The organism is Marinifilum sp. D737 (assembly GCF_026672275.1).
Taxonomy (GTDB): Bacteria; Bacteroidota; Bacteroidia; order Bacteroidales; family Marinifilaceae; genus Marinifilum.
The window spans coordinates 1-23,183 of the sequence record NZ_JANQCD010000054.1 but is presented as its reverse complement, the minus strand read 5'-3'; the positions used below and the strand labels follow the sequence as shown (position 1 = coordinate 23,183).

Genomic DNA, 23,183 nt, shown 5'->3' with positions numbered 1-23,183 from the left:
GAATGAGTGAATGAGTGAATGAGTGAATGAGTATGCAAAGTTCGAAAATTGAATTTACAAAACGTAATTCGTAATTGACAATTCGTAATTTTATTCCTATTGAATGCAGATGCTGACAGGTTCACAAATGCTTTCAAGTAAAACTACTTGAAACATTCAGCTACCCGCTGATAACTGATAACTGATAACTGATAACTGATAACTGTTCATTGATCATTGTTACACCTCTCCAAGCAACAAAAGCAGTAAAAAGAAATAATCTTTCAACTTGGCTCTTAGTGTTTTAAGAGAATTGTATTTTAATGTTTTTACCGTATTAACCGAAACATCAAGTCTTTCTGCAATTTCCTGATTTTGTATTCCCTGTAAACTTAACAACATTACCCTTGCACTTTTCTTGGGCAATTCCTCTATTGCTTGTTGAAGAATTCTGTAGGTCTCTTCTTCTACAATCTGATTGTTAAAGTTCAGAAAATCCTCTTTGATCAAACTTTCGGTATACTGATTCCCCAGCTTATCTCTTTTTAAATGATTTAAGCTTAAATTCTTTACCACTACATAAAGGAAAGATTTTAAAGAAGAAATGCTGTCATACTTATCACGAGAGTTCCAAAGTTTTATAAAAGCTTCCTGTGCAATATCCTCGGCAAGACCATTGTCTTTTACGTATTCTCGTGCGACTACACACATCGAAGGATACAGTTGATTAAAAAGCTCTTCGAATGCTTTTACATCTCCTAATTTGATTTGATTAAATAGTTGAGTAGTGGTCATAGTTAGTGGTTCTTCGGATTCAAAAATAGAAATTGATTCCAACAAATCAAATTTGCCAGTTAAATCGAATATCAAATAAATAAGTAGAAAAAATACTTACCAAAAGGATGAAAGGAAAACTTAGCAATGGCCAATTAACCCTAAGATAATGATAAAAAACAAACCTATTATTATTTATAAACATTGAAACTGTCACTACAAAAATCAATTAAATAATTTTAATTTTTCTCAGACCTTATAATATTGAAAAGGAGCAAACACTATCTAAAGTGCTCACTCCTATCCAATCACAAATTAAACCAACTAATCTCTCAAGATTTTACCGACACACATTTCACAATACCTTTTTTTTGTGATGCCAAATACAAATTATCATTAGCGTCAACAGTCATAGGAATGTATGTACATCCTGTTACTAACTCTTCTATTCCCTCAATTTGTTTTGCTCCTTCTTTGCTATAAATCTTTATCCTTGTAGGATCTTTCTCCACAGTTACAATGGCACCGTTCGAAAGACTATTTACGCTTACTGGATTACAACATCCATGAAAATCGTTTAATTCTTTTCCGCGTTGGCCAAATGCCAATAATTGTTTGCCTTCAAAATTGAATCCTTCCACTCTAAATGCTCCCAGGTTGGCAACTAATATTTCTTTTTTCTTATTCACCGAAAAATCCAAAATTCCACAGCATGTTCTCAATCTTTCAAGCGAAGCCGTTTTCTTACCATTTTTGGCATCAAACATTACAATATTTTTATTTTGACAGTCAGCAACCATTAAAGTACCATCGCATACTCTTGCTCCGGTAGCTGTTTTTAGTCCTTCTAAACGATATTTGTTAATCTTTTCACCTTTGTCGTTTAATACAGTACACTCTACTCCAACGGCAACCATTCTATCGTATGATTTTCCCCTGTACTTTTTACGAACTTTTTTCTGTAGTGTAGCCAACAAGTATATTGTGTTCGACTCACCTACTGCTATAGCTGAAGCAGCTCCTTCAAATTCAGGTTTCAGGCTTTTTACTTCCTTACCATTGGGTTTTACTATTTTAATGCTTCCATCTTTTTGCAAAACACAAATGTTATTGTTTGTTAACACACCTAAATAAACAACATTTCCGTAACCAGCACCTTTAAATTTGGTATCAACCTTGTATGATACGTTACTAGCATTTGCCATTAATTGATCCATACCCACTTCAAGCGATTTCATTTCATCATTTTTTGCCTTAAGCTTAACGATTAACGGATTTTTCTGTAATTGTGAATCTAAACTATTTAAGATTTTATCAGCTTCCGCTGCACTCTTTCCTTCAATTTTGCTTTTTACCAATATTGCAGAATAATAAGAAGTAGGATTTTCTTTAATAAACTTTGAATCGAACTCTTGTAATTCTTCCGTTCTTTTTTCTAACTCTTTTTCTACCTCTTCTTTTCTTTTCTTTGTTGTATTTTTATTGTAGTATTCATTTACCAATGGCTGATAACTTTTGGATAAATCCAACTTTAGAGACTTATATCGATCAATATCTTCTTGTGTTTTACCACCAGTAACTTTCGAATTACGAAAATCTTTCGCCGTTCCTGTTACTAACATATTACCATTTTCTACATATAAGGATAACAAGTTATTAACACCCTCAACACTTAAATATGCATGGGTTGGTTCTTCATAATTTCCTTTGAATGTAAATGTTCCTTCTTTTACTTCAACAGTATCCTGAACAGCTCCCGTTTCAAAATGACTAATCAAAATTGCCTTACTATTTGAAACCCCTTCTATTTTTCCGGTTAAAGAAAATTTCGATTCTTCCTGCTTTTTTGGTCCGCATCCTACAAGGATACCAATCATCAGCAAACACATTACTGAAAGTTTTAGTCTTAAACTCATTTTTCTGATTTTTGTATAATTATTAATTGCCTTTGAATTCATATGATATGCTATCAAATTCCATTTTTATATATTTAACCAATTTGAAATTTATAGACAACATTAATTAAACACACTCTATGTACTATTAGATGAATCTTATTAAAAAAATAGATTTATTTATATAGATTGTAAATAGCCAATATTATGGATGCCCCACGTTTGTATATCGAAACATGAAGACTATTGTATAAATAACATTGATTTTGGATAGATACTTAACGAGGCTGTTCCATAGTAATGAAACAACCTCGCTCTTCAACAGCTGATATTGCAAGATATTAGTAGTACTCCATTAAAATAGTCTTACCATTACTTGTAGTATTCGCATTATTGTTTTCATCATTTAGTTAGAATATTTTAGCCCTTTTTCAACCTGTTGATCTAACTTTCCCGATGAAGGCTTTGGTGCGAATGCATCAATTATTTTTTGATTCTTTCCTATCACAATAAATCTGGGGACAAATTTTGTTAAGAAAGCAGCATCCATTTTTGCTCTTTCTATATTGACAAATTCAACGTTTTCAGTATCATGATGTTTTGAACAATACTTCTCCCAAGCTTTGGAATCATCTACAGATACTGCAAGAAACACAACACCCTTATTGTCTTTATATTTCTTAGCTAATTCTGCAAAATGCGGTTTCTCTTGCATACAAGGCCCGCACCACGTTGCCCAAACATCAATAACAACAATTTTACCTTTGTATTGTGCAAGCTCAATCTCTTCATTTTCTGTATTTACAAATTTTAAATTGTCCACCAATGCTCCTGGCAATACTTTATCGTACTTTGCAAATGCTTTACTTATTACTTGTTTGTATAATTTATTTGACACTTTTGCCAATACTTCATCTTTTCTTTTTACTAGTTCACCAGATATTCCAGCGGATTGCAATTCTGATAACAATGCTGATACCTCTTGGTATATTTCTACTTGCTTTGTTGTTTCGATCTCAACTTCTATGTGCTTTAACACATTTGATGAAAGAATTGCTCTATCAACTTCAGAATCTACACTTTTAATCTTTATTTTTCTTGGAATCTGTTTTTTTACTACCTCATAAAATGGCGAAACATCTGTTCCCTTATTAAATATTGAATAATACTGTGGGTAAATTGTTAAAGAGTAATAGTAATGCAATTCTAACTTTCTTGCATACTCCTTTTTAAAAGCTTTTGGTGCTTTTAAGGCTTTTAGTTCGTTTAAGTATTTTGTTTTTTCGTTTTTACAAAATTCTATAAACTCTTCTATGGTTTTATACTTTCGCACATTCATTCCCATTTGGCACCACGATCCCGATTTTGTATACAGTGCATGGTCATTCACAAAGTTGTTTACCTCTGCATTATCTCCTTCAAATGTAAATTTCGATCTGTTATTCTCGTTGCTCTCTACTATACGAACGTTATCGCCAGGTCGGGCTTGAAAATTTACAAAACCAAGGTTCAGCATTTTTGGCTCCTTAAGATTAATTGTGATCTCAAAACTGCCATCCTCGTTTAGCTCTACCAGAGTTTTTGCTTCTGTTAGTTTATCTTGCGTAGTTTGTCCCTTAAGGTACAGGTCGTATTTGTATGCTTTCATACTCCCTGATATTATTACTGCTTTTTGCGCATTTACATGTATTGTTACAAGTAATAACAAACTTAATATTATTGTTCTAACCATCTTACTATCGTTTTATATCGTTATTATTCACAAGCTTCCTTTACGTGTCTCTCAAGCCATGCTTTGCGTAAATTTACTCCTAATATTTTTCCTTCTTTTGATATTAGTATCTCTTTTGGCACACCGGTTACACCATATTTATGATGTTCTTTTCCATCCCATCCCTTTAGCTCTGATGTATTAACCCAACTTGATATTTTATGCTTTTCAATTGCTTTCTCCCAGTATTTTTTCTTTGAGTCTAAAGAAATTGCATACACTTGAAAACCTTTTTTCCCATATTTCTTAGTCAATTCCAATGTTTCTGGAATACTTCGTACGCAGGGTCCACACCATGATGCCCAAAACTTGATTAATACAATTTTATTTTTTGCTAATACTTCTGATAGTTTTACTGGGTTTCCATTTAAATCATTTGCCACCAAATCGGTATATTGGTTCCCTACTTTTGTTAGCTCCTTTTGTTTTTCAGATTCTAACATTCCCGTAAAGCCTTCCACCAATTTTGCAGTAAAATCTGATTGTTCTTTTGCATGCACATTTTTCGCTATTTGCACTACTTTTTCGCCTGAACATACATCATAAATGTATTGACGTCTATTCTTCATTAAATAAATACAAAGTGGTAAACCTTCTTTGCAACTAAATGCCAATTCAGAAGCAAGAGCCTTAGATTCTTTCAATGCCTTCAATCGTGCATTTTCAACATTAATCCATTCATTTGTAATAGCCTTGCGTTCTTGGCTATTTTTATCTTTTATAGAAGAAATTCTCTTCTCTATTTCAATTTTTTGTTTACCTAAATCCCGTATTTTATTTTGTAGCTCTTTATACTTTTGCGATTGCGTAATGGCTTTTTCAACTTGTAATATTTCATCATTTATTTTTGATGAGACAACGATATCCTTCCCACGTGTAGTAATTTTATAAGCTCCCTTTTCGAAATAACAATATGCAGAGCGATAATCGGCAGATAACCTTACCGACACCATATTTGGACTCTTGAATTCTTTTGTCCATTCAAATTCCAAAACGTTATTTGTCTTGCTTACATTTCCAGATATCAATGTATCTTTTTTCGCCACCAGTACAAATGGGCCTTCATAATCATTAAAGGTAAATGTGGTTTTATTTTTATTGGTACATCCAATAAATCCCATAATCACTAACACCAATATTACTGTCTTTTTCATATGTCTATAATTTTTTCATTTGCCATATGGAACAACCATGAATGAAATAACCACTCTCCTATGTGAGTAATTATTCCATCATAGACGTTTCAATTTTTATTAATTCCTAAAATTCTTTTGATTTCTATTTTGAATCAAATCAGGATCACTTTTCTGCTTAGCTTCCTATTATTTTTTAACCTGTTGCAGATTTAGTTTTAGAGAAAGAGCCGATTTCGCAATATCACCAATAGCCTAAGTCGAAGTTATAGCCTCTTTAGTGAATAACATAAGTTGGATAAAACCCTGATATTTCCTGATTAAATAAGAGTACCAATCTATTTTTAGAATGAGATGAACTTTGATCTATTATTCCTAACAAAACAATAGAGAAAGAGTTTCTTTATATTGTAAATTATACCACATTACAAACAAGTAAGGAAACTCCTCTCTGCTTTTTGAAAACAAACTAATAAGTTACTTACTTCATCTCAATTCGATTGAGATAAGTTTTTATTTAATAACAAACTCTCTTACATTAAAGTATAGGGTTAAAACTGACACCTTCCTTAATTAAATCAGCCCATACAGGTTCATTTGGATAATTGGTCCCAGCTGGATAGTTTACAATAGTGAAACCCGTATTTTTATAGGTAAATGCACTTGCTTTTAACACCGTTAAATCGCCAGGTGTATTTCTTTGAATGGTAATTTCTTGCAAAGAATTTGAGCTAAACCAAAATACAAATCCTTGTATTTCCTTAACGTATGGTGAAAATACAATCGACTTTATTGACGAACAGTCTCTAAAAAAACCAGAACCTATAACCTCTTCTTTCAACATTGAAATATCAATCGACTCCAAGGCGCTACAACCACGTAAAGCAGATCCTGATGCGTTTGGCATTGATTCTAATGTTGGTGGAAATTTAATGCTTTTTAAACTGGAACAATTTCTAAATACTCCATCGCTAAATCCACCCAACAACACTTTTATTTTTGTTTTAGATAGGTCAATACTTTCTAAAGCACAATTTTGAAATGCAGCAGAAGATATAAAGCTTACTGTTTCAGGAAGTATTATTTGTTTTACTGCACTTCCTTTAAAAGCATTTTTACCAATGCTCTCCAATGGCCAACTTGATAAATCAAGTGTTTCTATATCCTGATTATTCTCTAAAAAGCTCTCTGGTATTGCTGTTAAAGACAAATAATCGATTAAGCTCGCTAATGGGACCTGTGTGCCTTCCACTGCCGTTAAATCAATCTTAACTGTAGTTCCATTCAAATTAATACTTTGAAGATTTAAACAATTTGCAAACGCATTTGGGGCAATTGTTAATTCACCTCTATTGCTTAAGTCTATGTCGGCGTCCATTTTTTCACATCCTTCGAATGCCCGATATCCAATATATTTGATTTCATTAGAAAAAGGGCTACCATTCAATTTTAAAATCTCACATCCAAGAAATCCGCCTCGACCAATATTTTGAACTTTTTCAAATCCTGTTATTTCTTCCAGACCTACACAATAAGCAAATGCAAATTCGCCTATTTCTCTAAGGTCTGAATTCACTTCAATAGATTTAACAAGCTTATCTTGGTTGGATGCATCCTGATTAAAGATACCAACCTGAATTTGTCCATTTCCTTTAACTTCTATAACTGGTTTCCCATTTATCTCTGCTGGAATTTTTATTACTTGGCTTAATTCACCTATATATTCTATTAATCGTATGCCCCCGTCTACTTCAACATATTTCCAGTTATCTGATTGATTTGCAGTTTCACCGTAAAGCTCATCTTTTTCACACGAAATGAATAGACATGAACACAATACGATCAACAAAAAGTATTTATATATGTTTTTCATATCTTATTATTTGTAGATGTTTTGTTTGATATTAGAGTTTAATCTTAAAATTTTTAGTGGTATTGGTAAAACAAAGTGACTGTCGTCATCGAGTCTTCCTGATTCAACCCCTAATTTATTTGTTCTAATTATCGGTTTTGTATATTCTCCTAAAGCTCTATATCTTTTAATATCATAAAAACGGAACCCCACTCCGATAAACTCTTTTCTACGTTCTTCTTTTACATCATCTAAACTAACAGAAGCTGCATCCGTATAGTTTTCATATCTGTTTGCTTTAAGTTTATTGAATAGTGGCAGAGCTTTGTTTGCTTCATTATTTCTAATGTATGCCTCCATTAAGTTTAAATATACTTCGGCATTAGTTAGTCCAAAATTAAGAAGGGTCAAAGTCTCGAATTTCAATCCAAACTTCATGGTTGTTCTTCCTAAAGTTTTTTCTGCATCAGAATAAGTATATACTCTTCTCAAGTCGTTATCAGCGAGCTCTGCCCCTGGAGTAAATACAAGAAAAGGATACCCACTAATATGTGTATTAAGGAGCAAGTTATACTGGTTCTCCACCTTTTCCAACATTCTATTCATAATCACTTCTCTGTTATTAAAGACTACAAATGTTGCTTCATCCAAATCTTCACTCAGATTGTAATCATAAAGGAAATCATCTACTTGAAGTATTTCTTCGCCTAATTTTATTACTTCATTATAGTACTTAGTATCTACAACCGCTTTATCCAGATAAACTTTCATTAACAGTGCCTTAGCTGCAACTATTGATCCTCGGTAGGTAGTTGCTGCATTTTGCTTTTCTGTCGACAGATATTGCATTGCACTCTTAATGTCGTGCTCAACCTGAGCATAAACTTCTTCCACACTTGCTCTTGGCAGTTCTGCTTTTGAATCAAAACTCAAAGACAAAGGAACTCCAGGATTTAATTCAGCATTTGCATTATACTGAATACCATAATTTTTACATAGCATATAGTGACTATAGGCCCTCATCAAATAGGCTTCCCCTTTTACCTGATCTCGTAAGACATCATTACTTCCCTTTACATGATCTATATTTTCAAGCACTACATTTGTATTCCATATATCCTTATAGGCATTTTCCCAATAGGCATTCTCTACTAATCCTTCTTTTGATTTATCATTTTTTACAAACTCAAAAGAAGCCATATAGTAGAGTTCAGTAAGCTTATTGCCTCTAACACCATACATGTTTTCTACATCAAGAATTTCATAATCATCATCTAAAAGGTAGGTATATATTCCTGAACTTTGCTTCATCCCATTTAGGACATAATCGCATTGTTCTAAAGTCTCCAACAAACTCAATGTTGAGTCTGTTTTCTCGTCGAGTAAACTGTCGAAATAAGAACAGCTACTTAAAGAGAAGCCTAAACACAGCTGTAATAGTATATAGTTTATTTTATTTCTCATTTGTGGTATATTTTACTACTTGTTAACCTTTGGTTCGTTCTAAAATTTAAGGTTTACTCCTAACGAATATTCTGTTGGATTTTTCAAACCTCTTTTGCCGCTAAAATTATATCGAGGATCTATTCCCAGATCGTTTGCAAGCCAAATTGGACCCAAGTTTGCAACCTGTAGATTCAATGATGCTGATGCAATTTTAAGTTTCGAAACCACATTTTTAGGTAACTGATAGTTAAGAGCTATGCGTCTAAGTCTAATATTAGAAGCATCTACATAATTATCACTTCCATCGTTGTAGAACCTACTGGAATATCCTCCTTTAATATCGGAATGAGAGATCAATTTAGGAATGTTAGTGTTTGTATTGTTCGGAGTCCATCTGTTTTTCAAAAACTCCGGGTAATATGCTCCCTGTGTATAGTTGATTATGCTTCCAAATGAATTCGTATGCATTACATGTCCAAATTCATAAATAATATTTACCCGTAAACTAAGCCCTTTATAAGAAAATGTATTGTTAAAACCTCCTGTATATTTAGGTATGGTCGTTCCTACATTTACCAAATCATCTGCACTCAACACTCTATTAATGTCAGTAATCACCTGATCTGAAGATACAATTGCACCATCTTTTCTGCGTATCAAAGCATAACCATTTTCATCTAAACCTGCATAATCATATGCGAAAACAGTTCCCATGGCATATCCTTTTCTCATAGCTGTCCCTAACAAGACGATGCTATCGGCTTCCGCTCTTTCGAATTTCAATATTTTCGATTTTAAATGAGAAAAATTCAGGTCACTCGTCCATTTGAAATCACCATCCAAAATTCTTCCTCTACAGTAAATATCAACACCTTTATTCGATAACTCAGCATTATTATTAAGCATGCTAGTAGCTCCATTGGTAGGATCAATTGCCACATTATTTGCCAAGTCTACTGTATGTTTGTTAAAATACTCTACACCTCCAACTAAAGCACCTTTAAACAGAGAATAGTCTACCCCAATATTGGTGTATTTGGTTTCTTCCCATTTAAAATTAATGTTTGGATAACTTAGAGAGCCATATGGAACTTTATTATTCTGAACTTGATCTGATCCATAAATACCAGGGTACATTTTCACAGTCAAAGCTGTTTCTCCTTTATTAATTTGCCCGGTAATTCCATAAGATGCTTTCAAGTTAAATCGGTCAATTATCTTAGAATTCAAACCTTTGAAAAAATCTTCCTCATGAAGATTCCATGATGCGCCTAAAGACCAAAGTGGTTTGTATTTGTTTTCTGAATCTTTACTATAAATATTTCCTTGATCTACACGAACACTTCCTGTAAAATTGTATTTACTTTTATAAGAGTAGGCAAAATTCGAAAACAATGATAAAAACTGTCTGGTATACAATTTATCAGTATTTTCATCTCTAACACCTATTGGTCTGTTTTGAATTCTATCAGGAAAGAAAGGTGACTGCCAGGAAGTATTATAAAGCTCGGACACAAATCTCTTTGCCCCGTTGTTTGTATCAAACAAACTATTTGCAACACTTTTTGCATCATCTTCTCTAATACTATATTCAAATCCACCTAAGGCAGTGAAATAGTGATCCTCTTTATATAGCTTTTTAAAGTTTAGTACCCCTCTAAACAAATTAAAATCAACTTTATTATTGGAAAAGGAATAACCACTTAAGCCTTTGAGAACTTGATTATAGGAACCATCACTATTCACAATTGTATTATTATTAATAACTCTTGCTTGATCGTAATTCTCTGGAGAAAGTAGTCTCAAGTTTCTACTTTTTGCAGATTCATTCTGATACATTAATCTTAGATTCAAGCCTTGTATAGGCTCATAATCCAATTGAACCTGATAACGATTTAAATCGCTGTTTTGTACATTGTCTATCGTACCTATTTGGGTTATGGGATTATAAAATGCATGACTCTGTTGAAATAAAGGATTATCTTTTATCAAGGATAAGTAAGGATATCCTATTCCTCCTACTCGCTGCAGTTGTCCATTATTTTTTAACAATTCGAAAGGATGAGCACCATTTACGTAATCTGATGTATTAAAAGGTGAATTATTGGTATAGTCAGTTTTGTTAACACTAATCCCCAGAGCAAGTTTTATTTTATCAGAAACATCAAAAGAGTACTTACCATCAATGAAGTACTTATTCCCAGAGTTATATTTTAATCCGGAAATATCTTTATCGGCTTTTAAAGAAAGTGAGTAATTTGCATTATCGCTAGCTCCTCTGATCGACAAATTTGCTTGTTGGTAAACAGCTTTTCTTAAGAAATAATCTTCGTATTGTTTTTCTACTGCATCATTGGGAATTGCTCTTAATTCTGCCTCTAAAGCTAGAGCTTCTTCATCGGTTAATCCCTCAAATTGTTTTCTGTATTCAATCTCTGCAAGTTTATTTAGATAGTTTTTACTATCAGGTGTCATATAAATTGAATAATGCCCTTTATCTAATAATTCTTTTTGAAAATCTATGGCTTCACTCGTGTTCATTCTCTCCAACCCTCCTAGATCTTGCTTATTTTTTACGGAAAGATTGTAAGTAAAATCAACATTTAATTGTCCTTTTTTTCCTTTTTTAGTTGTTACTACAATAATACCATTTGCTGAATTAACACCATAGATTGAGGCAGACACTGCATCCTTAAGTACAGTTACTGATTCTATATCCAATGGGTTGATAGACTCAAGTCCACCTTCAATAGGAAAGCCATCAACAACAACCAGAGGTGTCGTATTACTTTTGAATGTAGAAGTTCCACGAACAATTATATTTCCTTTTTTGTCAATATTAAGACCTACAACATTTCCTTCCAATTGATCTGTAATTGAAGGCGTAATAACTTTTTCAAAGTCTTCCGATGACAATTTTACATACGAACCTGTTGCCCGTTCTTTTGATATAGTCTGAAATCCCGTAACAACAACTTCTTCCAAACTTGCCTCATCAGAATGCAGTACCACATTAATAACCTCTTGCCCCTTATAGATTACTTCTTTTGTCTGAAGTCCTATGAAAGAGTACACTATTATAACTCCATTCTCAGGAACTTTTATAGAGTAATATCCATCTACATCAGTTGTAGTACCAATACTCGTCATATTTATATAAATGGAAACTCCAGGTAAAGGAATTCCATCTTTATCAGTAACTTTCCCTTTCAGTTCTTTCTTTTCCTGTTCAACTTCGATAACAGCTTCCGGTTTCTTGTATGAAACAATTACCACATCATCCTCAGTTATATATTCAAATGGCAATTCATGAAGAACAGCATTCAAACATTCCTCCAAAGAAGCCGATTGCAAATCAACTGTTACCTTATACCCTTGTACATCATCATAAGAAAACACAAAGTCATAATCTGTTTGTTCTTCAATTTTTACCAATGCCTCGGATAGGTCCACCTCCTGAAGCTTTAAATTAGAGATAATCATTTGTGAGTTTACACGTCCGTACGAAGTCAGCAAACTCATCAGTAAAATCATTTTCAATACAGTAAGTCTCATAAGCCACTGTCGGGTTTTCGCTCTTCCCCAATTATGGAAAAGAGTGGTTAGATTTTTTTTCATAAATTTGTAATGAAGATTAAACAATTGCTCATTGCTCCAACAATGAGCGGTTATTTGAGGGATAGCTCCAACTATCCCTTTTATTTTTTTAGTGAATGAGGGATTTACAGCTCCAACTGTCCTATAATTCTCTCAAACAAAACTCAAATATTCATCGATTTATATTTATTCATTCCAAGTTCCCGATTTAAAAAATCGGGGCAATTCATTATTCACGACTTACGTCGGAAACAACAATTACATTTCCATTGATTTCTATGGAGATTCTGCCAGTCTGCTCCAACCTACTGACAATATCTTTAAACTCCTGGTCGCGATCGGCACGCATTTTAAACAAATAATCCTTAACTCCCGGGTTTTGATAAAATACTTTAAAATCGTACCAACGCTCGAGCTTCAAGAGAATATCCTCTAACCTTTCTCTTTGGAAATAGAAGTATCCATTTCTCCAGGCAATGTATTTGTTCACATCCACTTTCGAAACTGTAATATCATCTTCTCCAAGCTTCTGATTGGCATTCTCACCTGGCTTCAAAATGATGGTTTCTGCTATATGAGTTTGCTGTAAGGCAACACTCCCTTCCACCAAAGTGACATTCAATTCTTCCTTAGGGTAAGAGCTAACATTAAACTCCGTTCCTAACACTTTTGTGTATACTCCATTGGTTTTTACGATAAAAGGATGGTTGGGATCTGACTTCACATCGAAATAGGCTTCTCCTGATAACTCCACAACTCTCTCCTTTTGATTGAATTGCACAGGATATTTTAGTTCCGATTCTGAATTAATCCAAACCTTGGTACCATCAGACAATACAATTTGATATTCACCCAAACGTGGCACTTTTAAAGTGTTGTATTTATTTGCCAATTTCGGATCTGACATGGCAAGTGCTTCACTGGTGTATTGTACCACGTTGTTCGAATCAGCCTGAATGACAACTCCATGTTGATCGGTAATGGTTCTATTCTTGCCTTCTTCCAGACTGTATTCCTGTCCTGAAGAGGTGATTAAAGTCGCTCTGGCATTTCCTTTTTCGATATTTACCTGTGCCATTTGACTTGCATCATTCAAAAAGAATTCTAAAGTTAGCAAAGCTGAAATGGATGCTACCAACACAACACTTGCTGCAGCCATCCACATTCTTAGTGTTTGCTTTTTCTTATCCAATTTGGAACTGAACTTGCTCCACTCCCAGTTTACCTTTGTTGGATTAATTTCTTCCAGTTTCAATCCAGCCTCCTTGTATTTTCTTAATTCCTCGTACAAATCCAGCATTTCTTTGTTGTCCTTGTATTTGTTCAAGAAATCAGATAAATAATCCTTTGGAGCCTGAAGAACCTGAATTACCTCTTCTATTTTATCGTGATCGTAGTTCATCTGTGTATCAATAGTATTAGTCTATTTTTGTCCTGATTACACTACTAACACAAGAAGATTTTTAGATGGGTGAATGAAAAGTAAAAAAAATTGATTTTTATTTGGACGCTGATTTTTATGATTTAAATTATTTGGGTCGTACGAAATATCTCCTTGTTGCTAAAGTTTCATTTTGTAGTGGTTATATGCATAGCATGAAAGATAATTTATGATCTGGCTTGTATGGCACTTAGCTATGCACCTTAATTAGTTGTGACTAAAATTGCAAAAACGTAATTCATAATTAGTCAATTGAGAATTCGGACAAAAATTGGAGTCATATCAAGTTTATTATTTAGACGCTGATAAATTTAATCTTGCATCCTCACTCCGAATTGGCTCTTACTTTTCTCATCTAAGGAGAAAAGTAAGCAAAAGAATCAAGTCAATCGAAAGCTGTTCGCCGTTTCTTAGCATCTGACTAACCCGAATGGCGCTCTACTGACAACTCCCGCGTTAAATACCAACCCCATAAACACCTCAATTCCGAAACAATGGAATACATAAACCGACTTTCTGTTATTGTCTCATTTTTTTGAATAGAATCTTAAGTAGTGTAAATTTATTTATCCTAAAACCCAATCTTACAGGAATCAAATCATAAATTATCATTTGTGTCAAAGTTAAGGCTATTGCGATTTATATTCCTTGTAGCAAACGATCAAGTTATAGCTAACAACAAGTTTAAAATCATAAGAATCTGCGTCTAATCATTCCCATTCCTGAATAGAAGGAAAAAAAGCAAAGAGTCTTTGTCCAGGTCCTTGCGCAATCGCTTTAGCGAGTTGACCACATGTGTTTTGATGGTATTAACTGAAACATTTAAATCTTCAGCAGCTTCTTTATAACTTAGGTTCTCTATAAAGCATTTGGTAAATACCTTTCTTCCTTGTTCAGGCAATTGCTCAATGGCCTTCATGATTTCAGCCATTACTGGTTCATAGTCTTTGTATTCATCCAGTTCTTCCGATATGCTTTGCTTGCTTCTATCGATATATTTTCGTTCCACTTCCTGTTTTTTCAAATGATTCAAACACCTGTTTTTTACCATCCGATAGAGGAATGATTTTAAAGAGTAAGAAATATCCAATTTATTTCTTCTGTTCCAGATTTCTTCGAAGGAATCGTTTACCATGTCTTTTGCCAGTTCATCATCGTTTACAATGCTGTAGGCATAGTAATACAAACTGTCGTAATGCTCCTTAAACAGTTGCTCAAAATTGGTTCTATTTAAAAGTAATCTGGACAAAATAAATTGTGAGTCTATTATTTCTCTTCAAATTACACAAGAAAAATCCAGAATGGGTGAATGAATTGTATTTTTTTTCCAGAATTGATATTTTTCTTAAAATAATTGCCAAATTAAATAACTAGCAGAAAAAGAGCAAGCATCACAATGGATTGAATAAGAAAACTTTACAAACCCTTCTTTCCTTTGATGGGCGAACTTGTAGTTGGTTAAAATGAATGAGGTTGTAAAAAAAGTAATTGTAGTAAGCTAAGGTTTTTTCAAAATAAAAAAGGAGCAAGCCACAAGCGGCTTGCTCCTTTTGTTATGTATCTATCTTTTTCGATACTTCGGCTTCATCTTTAACTCAGTAGGACGACTTGAATATTCCTTTTTGCCCAGGTCAGGAGTAGTTTTGAAGTTCTCGGGAATCTCTCTCCCATTTTTCGAACTTCTCTCAAGCATCATTTCCAGGGCCAATGCATAATTGTAATGTATTCTGGCATCATCTCTTGTTGTATCGTTGTATGCAATATAGCGCAAATACTCTACACACTTGTAAAACCACTCATCAGGATAATCTGTTCCGTAACGTTTGTTAAGCCTTACCATGAACTTTAATCGATCAATCACCTTTTGTTTGTTAAGCGTGGAATCGACTAACAATGCATCAATCGATTTTATGGCCTGCTTATAATCCTTTTTGAAATAAATGTTATCAGAGATTTTCTTCAATCGAATATTAAACTCTTTTCCTTCAAAATCACATAAGGTGCTCATTACTTCTGCACTGCAATATTGTGTTTCTTTTGCCAATTTCTTATCTACCTCTTCTTTCCCGAATAGTTCAACAAACTTGTTGTAATTATCGGAAACCTCCTTCAAATATGGATTGTCATATCCTGAAATGCAATCATTATACAGTTTCCATATAACAAGTTCGGTTAATTTTCCACCATTTTTAATGATTTCATCGAAACCTGCCCTAAGCGCATCCCTTTTGTAAATTGATGACATATACCTTACATACTTGATCATGAAATCCTGATCTCGATTCCCCTCATCATATTGTGAAAGGATGTATTCCGAAGTTGTTTGTGGTTGTAAGGCCGCTTTTCCCACGGTAATAAATTCCTCTAAAGATTTTCTCCCTCCACTTCTGTGGATTATTTTTTCATTCTTCGGATTTATAAATGCATAAGTTGGGTAAGATCTAACTGCATATTTCTTTGCCAGCAACTTACCTTCTCCTGTTTCTGCATCTATCTTCAGACAAACAAATTTACTATTGTAGAATTCCCCCACTTCGGGCAATACAAACACCGTTTTAGCCATATTCAAACACGGTCCGCACCATTGAGTGTAAAAATCTATGAACAGTAATTTATCTTCTTTTTGTGCTTTTATCTTGGCCTCTTCCCAATTGCCATGAAAAAACTTAATTCCATCTGTTTTTTCAGCAAATAAACTAGTACTTACAAATAGCATCAAGGATATTTGCAATATTTTTATTTTCACCATTATCTCTCTGTTTTATTGCAATGATTCTCCCTATTTTCAGCGATATCACCACCAGGAAATTAACTACTAGATACAGTCCATCTCCAGTCTAAAATAAGGATAAGGTATGCAGCACTCTACTTAAACTGCATACCTTATAACTGTTTGAATTCTTAATAACCAGGATTTTGCTCTACTGGATTACCATTCGTTTCACTGGATGGAATTGAGGATATTCTAAAATCTTCAATACGCTGACGGTATTGCGCTTCAGCATCGCTTCCCTGCGCAATGGCTTTATCTAATGATTCTCTTAGAATATCATTTCTTTCCAACAATTTTTCTGCTCCAAAACGTCTTAAAGCAAAATATTCATGCCAGTTTTCAAATGACATTTCGATTAACCACTCGTTACAAATTGCTGTTTCTATTTCCTCTTGAGTTTCATGAGGAACAGGATTGGCTCCGGCACGAGCTCTAATCGCTGCAATCGGTGCATAAGCATCACTATAAGAACCTCCACTACGATAGATAGCCTCGGCTTTCAATAAATAGATTTCTGCTGTCCGCAAATACATTAATGGTAAATTATTGGATGAATTAACAAGTTTTTTAACGGTTGGATTTTTATAAACCGTTCCCGATGATCCGTAACGATAATCAACTACTACGGTATCACCAATAATTGCATTGTACCTTGGATCATCTCCCAATAAACTGATATAGTTTGATGATGGTCCCCATTTTCCAGAACTAAAAGAGGTAATTCGCGTTTCAAGACTGGAAGCATCTGAATCTCCAAATACTCTACCAAAAAGTATTTCGCCTGTACTTTCCCAATCAGAGAAAATTGTAGAATAATCAGGTGCTAATGCATTTTCTGTATGAGCCAATACTTCATTTGCCATGTTTATACAGTCGGAATATCTCTCCATCTGAAAAAGCACTCTTGCTTTTAAAGCTTTGGCAGCCACTTTTGAAGCTTGCGAACATTCTGAATATTCAGGACATTTATCTATTGCAATCTCCAACTCTTCCAAGATCATTTCATAACTCTCAGCAACGGTAGATCGGTCTTTCTTCACATTTTCAATTGACGGCAATTCGTTACGAATAATTAAACCCAACTTACTGTTCATATCCCAATGCTGTGTAAATCGTAATAGTAATCGCTCGTAGGCCAAGGCTTTTAAGAAATGTAATTCTCCAACAATTTCTTCTTTTCTGTTTCCTTCAAAATCATCAATTCCTTCAATAGCAGACAACAAAAAATTGGCATTCTTTATTAATCCATAATCAAATGACCACTCATTACCTCCATTACCATACAATACCGGCCAGTAGCGTTCATAATACCAAACAGCATTTCCTCTTGTCCACCATTCCGGTTTTCTCATGGTACCTGCTTTAAAACTACCTTCAACCATTATATCTCTTGAATAATAGGCATCTGCAGATAAATTTGCATATACACCAATTAATGCCAATTCTACTGTATTAGCATTGGTGATGGCTCCATCCAAATCAGCCTCATACGGAGGTAACTTTTCTAAAAAATCATCTGTTGAACAACCAAACAGCAAAATACTGATTAGTAGTATATTTATATATCGTTTCATAGAATTTTCATTTTATAAGTTTAACTTCAATCCAACTGAATAAGTTCTAATTCCAGGATAACTGGTTTCATAATTTCCTCCAAAATTACCATAAGCGTTAACAGTTGCCGGGTCGGTTCCTGGATAGGAAGTAATTGTGAATACATTCGTTCCCGACACATAGACTTGTCCACTTACAGGTATACCTTTAATTTCTGGAATATCATACGAAATCCTCAAATCCTGTAATCTAAAATAAGAAGCATCATGTAAACTCATTTTAGTCAATGCAGGAACTCCCTGTCCCAGGTAAATTGCTGGAATATTAGCATCAGTATTCTCTGGTGACCAACGATTGTAAAGGTTATAATCAACCAGTCCGGCCAATTGGCTTGGCACATTCTGTAGTGTTTTACCATAATACTTCAAGCCTCCAATCTGAAAACCAAAATTAGCTGTTAATGACAAACGCTTGTATTTCATGTTGGCATACATTCCTCCAAACAAATCAGGATCAGGATTTCCGATAATGGTCTTGTCTTTACTATCTACCTTCCCATCACCGTTTAAATCTGTTAATTCAAGATTACCTGGGTATAATGTTCCATAATAGGAAGAGTGTCCATTGTCTACAGCATTTGCATTCAACTCATCAATTCTATCCTGATTTTGAATGATACCATTGTATTCATATCCAAAGAAAGAACCCATGGCATGTCCAACTGCCAACACCTGTGATCCTGTTCCCTGAACAATGGTTCCACTAGAATTCTCTACTGCCCCCTCTTCTTCCAGTTTTCGAATCTCATTCTTATTGGTTGCCAGGTTTAGTCCCAAATCCAACACAAAATCCTTCCTGTCAATAAGTTTTGCTTTGATATTGAATTCAAATCCCTGATTTCTTACACTACCAATATTGTAATACATATCGTTAACAGCCATACTCGATGGGAAAGAAAACTCACGAATCAAGTCTTCCGTATCTTTTCTGTAATAGCCTATGGATCCTGTCAATCGATAATTGAACAATGCAAAATCCAATCCAGCATCGTATTGAGTTGAAAGCTCCCATTGGATGTCTTTGTTACCAATCTGTGAATGCTCAATACCAGGCTGATCGTTATATTTGGTAGCCCTGTACAAATCTCTGTTAGAATAACTATCTAAATTCTGAATACCGGTCTTACCAGCTGACACCTTTAATTTTAGGTCATTTATAAAGTCAACATCATTTAAAAACTCCTCTTTGTTAATTCTCCAGGCAATTGCTCCCGATGGAAAGAATCCGTAACGATTGTTCTTTCCAAACATAGAAGAACCATCGTAACGAGCAGTAACAGTGAAAAGATACTTATCCTTATACTTGTAATTTAAACGAGCAAATGAAGAAAACAGAGACCTTCCTCTCTTACTATCTGATGAACGATCAAACTCAGTTCCTGCAGAAACATTCGTATAGATCTCATCCATTGCAAAACCGCTCTTTGCAAGATAACCAGACTGGCTTTCAGAATCCTCGTAAGAAACACCACCAACAAAATCAATATCATGAACTTCATTAAATGTTTTTGCATAGCTCAAAGTATTATCTAGCACAGTATTAAAACCTCTGCTTTCAGCCTTGCTTGCCGATGCTTCATTGTACCAGCTCAAATAACTTGGTGAAAATTGATAATTGTAATTCATGTATTGATTCACCGAGAAACTGGTTTTAAACTTCAGGTCTTTCAATACTGTTAGTTCTCCGTAAAGATTACCGGATAGCCTGTATTCATCTGAGTTGTTGATCTCGTTTGATTCTGCTACTGGATTCACATCGTAATAAGAAACTCCATCCTCACCATATACAGGTAAATCAGGACGATGTCCCTGAGCTGAGAACATAGAGGTACCAGATCGGCTCTGATCTGTGTAAGACAAATTGATTCTTGTCCCGATCTTAAATTTAGGATTGATATCAATATCCAAATTCACACGACCTGAATATCTTGTCAGATCATCATGAACCACCATCCCCTTGTGATCCATTAAGGAACCAGAAATAAAATAAGAGATATCCTTACTTCCTCCGCGCACTGACAGGTCTACATTCTGTCTGTTTGCTGTTTGTTTTACCAAATCAAACCAATCGGTGTCTGCGTCACCAACATATCCACCATCCGGATCAAGAATGTTCTCTGCCGTTCTGTTTCCCGGATCTACTACCAATGTTTGGTTGGCCAAATCAGTTAAAAAAGAACGGAACTCATCTCCGTTAAGCATCGAAAAATTTTTAATCTGAGAATCCGTAGAGTAATTGTAGGATACAGAAAATTTAGCTTTCTCATTCAATCTACCTCTTTTGGTAGTGATCATCAACACACCATTTGCAGCCCTTGATCCGTAAATAGCTGAAGCAGAAGCATCTTTCAACACATCAACCGAAGCAATATCTGACGGAGGAATGGAATTTAAAATCTCCGCATCATCTGTAGGCACACCATCAATCACATACAATGGCTCATTACTACCTGTAAGGGAAGTAGCACCACGTACTCTTACTCTTACCGTTTCGCCCGGACGACCTGTATTTCCGCTTACCATTACCCCTGCTGCCATATTCTGCAACAATGAGATAGAGGATGGAACATTTTTCATTTCCAACTCCTTCTCTGAAACACGTGCTACCGAACCTGTAAAATCTCTAACTGCTGTTGTTCCATACCCTACAACAACAACTTCTTCCATTTGCTCTGTATCCGAAGTTAATGTAATATTTTCTACCTTCTGTCCATTGTAAACAACTTCCTGAGGCAACATTCCCACAAAAGAGAAAATCAATACTGCATTTTCATCTTCCATTTCCAGAGTATAGTTTCCATCAATATCGGTAGCAACTCCTGTACTGGTTCCTTTGATCACAACAGAAACTCCTGGCAAAGGCTCCCCATATTTATCGGTAACTTTACCTTTCAGCTCTTTCTTTTCCTGCACTTCCTTTACAACCGGAACAGGATCTTTTTTGGTAATAATTACAAAATCCTCAACAATTTCGTACTTTACAGGTGCTTGCTTGCAAATTTCATTCAAGACTTCTTCCAGACTGGCATTTTCCATATCCAGCTGAACTTCAATCTCATCATCTATTTCATGCACATTGTACATGAAATAGGTACCAGTTTGATTGTTCAGATCTTCCAACACATCAACCAATGATGTTTTGGCCTGAACACTAACTTGTTGTCCGAGAAGTACAGATGCAGAAAGCTGCAAGCTGCCAACAAGAATTAAAATAAAACTTAGCTTCATAACAAGCAGGGTTTTTCGAATGGTAGGTGACATACACCTCCACATAAGGTTTTTTTTCATAACTTTATGGTCTAGATTAATACTACCATTGACACAATTCTCAATGGTTTGTTATTTGTAAAACAGGGAATGTGGCCGCATTTCCTGTTTTTTTATGTGCTTTGGGGTGGCCGCCACAAAAGCACAATATTTTTATTCAGGTTTCCCCACAATTATTTTATCATCTTTAATGGCAAACTGTACATCAGCCATTTTTTCTATCAAATTCAATGTAAAATCAAGTTGTTTGTTTTTCTTGGCTGCACCGGTAAATCGATACTCACGATACTTGTGATCCGTAAAGAAAAATTCAACATTGTACCATCGGCTTAACTGATGGCAAATCTCTTCCAATGACTGATCTTTATAACGGAACACTCCATCTTTCCATGAGGTATACAAAACTGTATTTACCCTTTCTACCTTAAATCGATTGTCTCCTTTTTTTACTGTAGCCTGAAATCCTGGCTTCAACAACTCCATATTGCCCAAACAGCTAAGTTCTACGCTACCTTCAACCAATGTAGTTGAAATGTGCTCCTCATCATCGTAAGCTGAAACATTAAAGCTTGTTCCCAGCACCTTTATTTCGGTATCGTGCGACGCTATAATAAATGGCATATCTGGATTATGACTTACTTCGAAATAAGCTTCACCAGTTAACTCCACTTTCCTTTTGTTTCCTACAAACTGCACCGGATACCTAAGGCTCGACTCCGAATTCAACCATACCTTTGTTCCGTCGGCTAATACCAGGGAATACTCTCCTCCTCTTGGAATTTCAATCTGATTGTAAAGCACTCTGTCTTTAGCGGAAGAAGCATTATCATATATCAATTCGCTGTCAGCATTCTTTTGAATCAAAGTTCCATCTGCCTCAGTAATCAACTCCTTGTCATTTTCCTCAAGGTTCACTTTTTGTCCATTTTCAAGCGTCAGTACAGCTTTTTTTGAACCAATGCTTGATATTTCCGCAAAATTGTAATCCTTTCCAAAATCATAATCCGTTCTTACCTGCTCAATCATGAAATAACTTACGGCAAATAAAACCACAACCGCTGCGGCATAAGGCAACCAGGTATATAATCTTCTTACTTTCGTTTTCTTTTCAGGCTTCGATAGAGATTTGCTAATGTTCAACCATGCATCTTCTTTTTGAATTTGATCCAAATTGCTCAAAGCCCCACTCTCTTTAAAAAGAGCCAGGTATTTGGCAAAATCTTCCGAATTGACCTCATCTTCTTTCAGCCACTTCTGAAGTTTCTGAATCCCCTCTTCAGAAATTCTTCCTTGTTGATATTCTTGAATTAGCTCTATAATATGCTCTTGCGAAATGCTCATTTCATCTGTTTATAATTTCATTTTTTTTATCAGATGGAACTCTCGATGAATTTTAATCATTCTCATGTGTGTATTTTAGAATGCTAAAATTCATGTTCGTTTCTTCCATTGTTTAAACCTATAAGTGTGTTTTTTGAAAACGGGTGACAAGTTTTTTCAACTTTTTTAAAAATATCTTTTAAGGTACAGAACAATTGACAATGAACAATGAGTGAATGAGTGAATGAGTGAATGAGTGAATGAGTGAATGAGTGAATGAGTGAATGAGTGAATGAGTGAATGAGTGAATGAGTATGCAAAG

13 protein-coding genes are annotated in these 23,183 nt (G+C 34.7%); all 13 read right to left on the bottom strand.

What is annotated here, in order from left to right; genetic code table 11:
- Positions 1 to 219: 219 nt before the first annotated feature.
- The gene (locus NQ163_RS19515) at positions 220 to 774 is read right to left on the bottom strand and encodes an RNA polymerase sigma factor (protein WP_268191999.1); all 555 of its coding nucleotides are present in this window, start codon (positions 772 to 774) and stop codon (positions 220 to 222) included.
- A gap of 311 nt (positions 775 to 1,085) precedes the next feature.
- Complete coding sequence (locus tag NQ163_RS19510; RefSeq protein WP_268191998.1) at positions 1,086 to 2,669, bottom strand: DUF4369 domain-containing protein; 1,584 nt, start codon at positions 2,667 to 2,669, stop codon at positions 1,086 to 1,088.
- Positions 2,670 to 3,054: 385 nt separating this feature from the next.
- Entirely contained in the window at positions 3,055 to 4,380 is a 1,326-nt protein-coding gene (locus NQ163_RS19505; protein ID WP_268191997.1) for a TlpA family protein disulfide reductase, read from the bottom strand.
- A gap of 23 nt (positions 4,381 to 4,403) precedes the next feature.
- Complete coding sequence (locus NQ163_RS20770; protein WP_326493339.1) at positions 4,404 to 5,573, bottom strand: TlpA family protein disulfide reductase; 1,170 nt, start codon at positions 5,571 to 5,573, stop codon at positions 4,404 to 4,406.
- 517 nt (positions 5,574 to 6,090) lie between these two features.
- On the bottom strand, positions 6,091 to 7,425 hold the full coding sequence (locus NQ163_RS19495; protein WP_268191996.1) for a leucine-rich repeat domain-containing protein: 1,335 nt from the start codon (positions 7,423 to 7,425) through the stop codon (positions 6,091 to 6,093).
- Between the two features lie 6 nt (positions 7,426 to 7,431).
- Positions 7,432 to 8,868, bottom strand: a complete 1,437-nt coding sequence (locus tag NQ163_RS19490) for a RagB/SusD family nutrient uptake outer membrane protein (RefSeq protein WP_268191995.1) — start codon at positions 8,866 to 8,868, stop codon at positions 7,432 to 7,434.
- A 39-nt stretch (positions 8,869 to 8,907) separates the two neighbouring features.
- On the bottom strand, positions 8,908 to 12,468 hold the full coding sequence (locus tag NQ163_RS19485; protein ID WP_268191994.1) for a SusC/RagA family TonB-linked outer membrane protein: 3,561 nt from the start codon (positions 12,466 to 12,468) through the stop codon (positions 8,908 to 8,910).
- Positions 12,469 to 12,676: 208 nt separating this feature from the next.
- Positions 12,677 to 13,849 (bottom strand): FecR family protein, encoded by a 1,173-nt coding sequence (locus tag NQ163_RS19480; protein WP_268191993.1) that lies wholly within the window; start codon positions 13,847 to 13,849, stop codon positions 12,677 to 12,679.
- Between the two features lie 745 nt (positions 13,850 to 14,594).
- Positions 14,595 to 15,137: an RNA polymerase sigma-70 factor gene (locus tag NQ163_RS19475; RefSeq protein WP_268191992.1), complete on the bottom strand. Its 543-nt coding sequence runs from the start codon at positions 15,135 to 15,137 to the stop codon at positions 14,595 to 14,597.
- A 312-nt stretch (positions 15,138 to 15,449) separates the two neighbouring features.
- Positions 15,450 to 16,637 carry a thioredoxin family protein gene (locus NQ163_RS19470; protein WP_268191991.1) on the bottom strand — a complete coding sequence of 396 codons (1,188 nt, stop codon included), beginning with the start codon at positions 16,635 to 16,637 and terminating at the stop codon, positions 15,450 to 15,452.
- A gap of 152 nt (positions 16,638 to 16,789) precedes the next feature.
- Positions 16,790 to 18,235, bottom strand: a complete 1,446-nt coding sequence (locus NQ163_RS19465) for a RagB/SusD family nutrient uptake outer membrane protein (RefSeq protein ID WP_268191990.1) — start codon at positions 18,233 to 18,235, stop codon at positions 16,790 to 16,792.
- A 12-nt stretch (positions 18,236 to 18,247) separates the two neighbouring features.
- On the bottom strand, positions 18,248 to 21,562 hold the full coding sequence (locus tag NQ163_RS19460) for a SusC/RagA family TonB-linked outer membrane protein (protein WP_268191989.1): 3,315 nt from the start codon (positions 21,560 to 21,562) through the stop codon (positions 18,248 to 18,250).
- Between the two features lie 132 nt (positions 21,563 to 21,694).
- A complete protein-coding gene (locus NQ163_RS19455; RefSeq protein ID WP_268191988.1) occupies positions 21,695 to 22,882 on the bottom strand; it encodes a FecR family protein in 1,188 nt (395 codons plus the stop codon).
- Positions 22,883 to 23,183 lie beyond the last annotated feature (301 nt).

What these genes read in the sequence shown, in the direction of transcription:
- NQ163_RS19515 (WP_268191999.1), bottom strand. Translation starts at nt 774, where the DNA reads ATGACCACTACTCAACTATTTAATCAAATCAAATTAGGAGATGTAAAA.
- NQ163_RS19510 (WP_268191998.1), bottom strand. Translation starts at nt 2,669, where the DNA reads ATGAGTTTAAGACTAAAACTTTCAGTAATGTGTTTGCTGATGATTGGT.
- NQ163_RS19505 (WP_268191997.1), bottom strand. Translation starts at nt 4,380, where the DNA reads ATGGTTAGAACAATAATATTAAGTTTGTTATTACTTGTAACAATACAT.
- NQ163_RS20770 (WP_326493339.1), bottom strand. Translation starts at nt 5,573, where the DNA reads ATGAAAAAGACAGTAATATTGGTGTTAGTGATTATGGGATTTATTGGA.
- NQ163_RS19495 (WP_268191996.1), bottom strand. Translation starts at nt 7,425, where the DNA reads ATGAAAAACATATATAAATACTTTTTGTTGATCGTATTGTGTTCATGT.
- NQ163_RS19490 (WP_268191995.1), bottom strand. Translation starts at nt 8,868, where the DNA reads ATGAGAAATAAAATAAACTATATACTATTACAGCTGTGTTTAGGCTTC.
- NQ163_RS19485 (WP_268191994.1), bottom strand. Translation starts at nt 12,468, where the DNA reads ATGAAAAAAAATCTAACCACTCTTTTCCATAATTGGGGAAGAGCGAAA.
- NQ163_RS19480 (WP_268191993.1), bottom strand. Translation starts at nt 13,849, where the DNA reads ATGAACTACGATCACGATAAAATAGAAGAGGTAATTCAGGTTCTTCAG.
- NQ163_RS19470 (WP_268191991.1), bottom strand. Translation starts at nt 16,637, where the DNA reads ATGGTGAAAATAAAAATATTGCAAATATCCTTGATGCTATTTGTAAGT.
- NQ163_RS19465 (WP_268191990.1), bottom strand. Translation starts at nt 18,235, where the DNA reads ATGAAACGATATATAAATATACTACTAATCAGTATTTTGCTGTTTGGT.
- NQ163_RS19460 (WP_268191989.1), bottom strand. Translation starts at nt 21,562, where the DNA reads ATGAAAAAAAACCTTATGTGGAGGTGTATGTCACCTACCATTCGAAAA.
- NQ163_RS19455 (WP_268191988.1), bottom strand. Translation starts at nt 22,882, where the DNA reads ATGAGCATTTCGCAAGAGCATATTATAGAGCTAATTCAAGAATATCAA.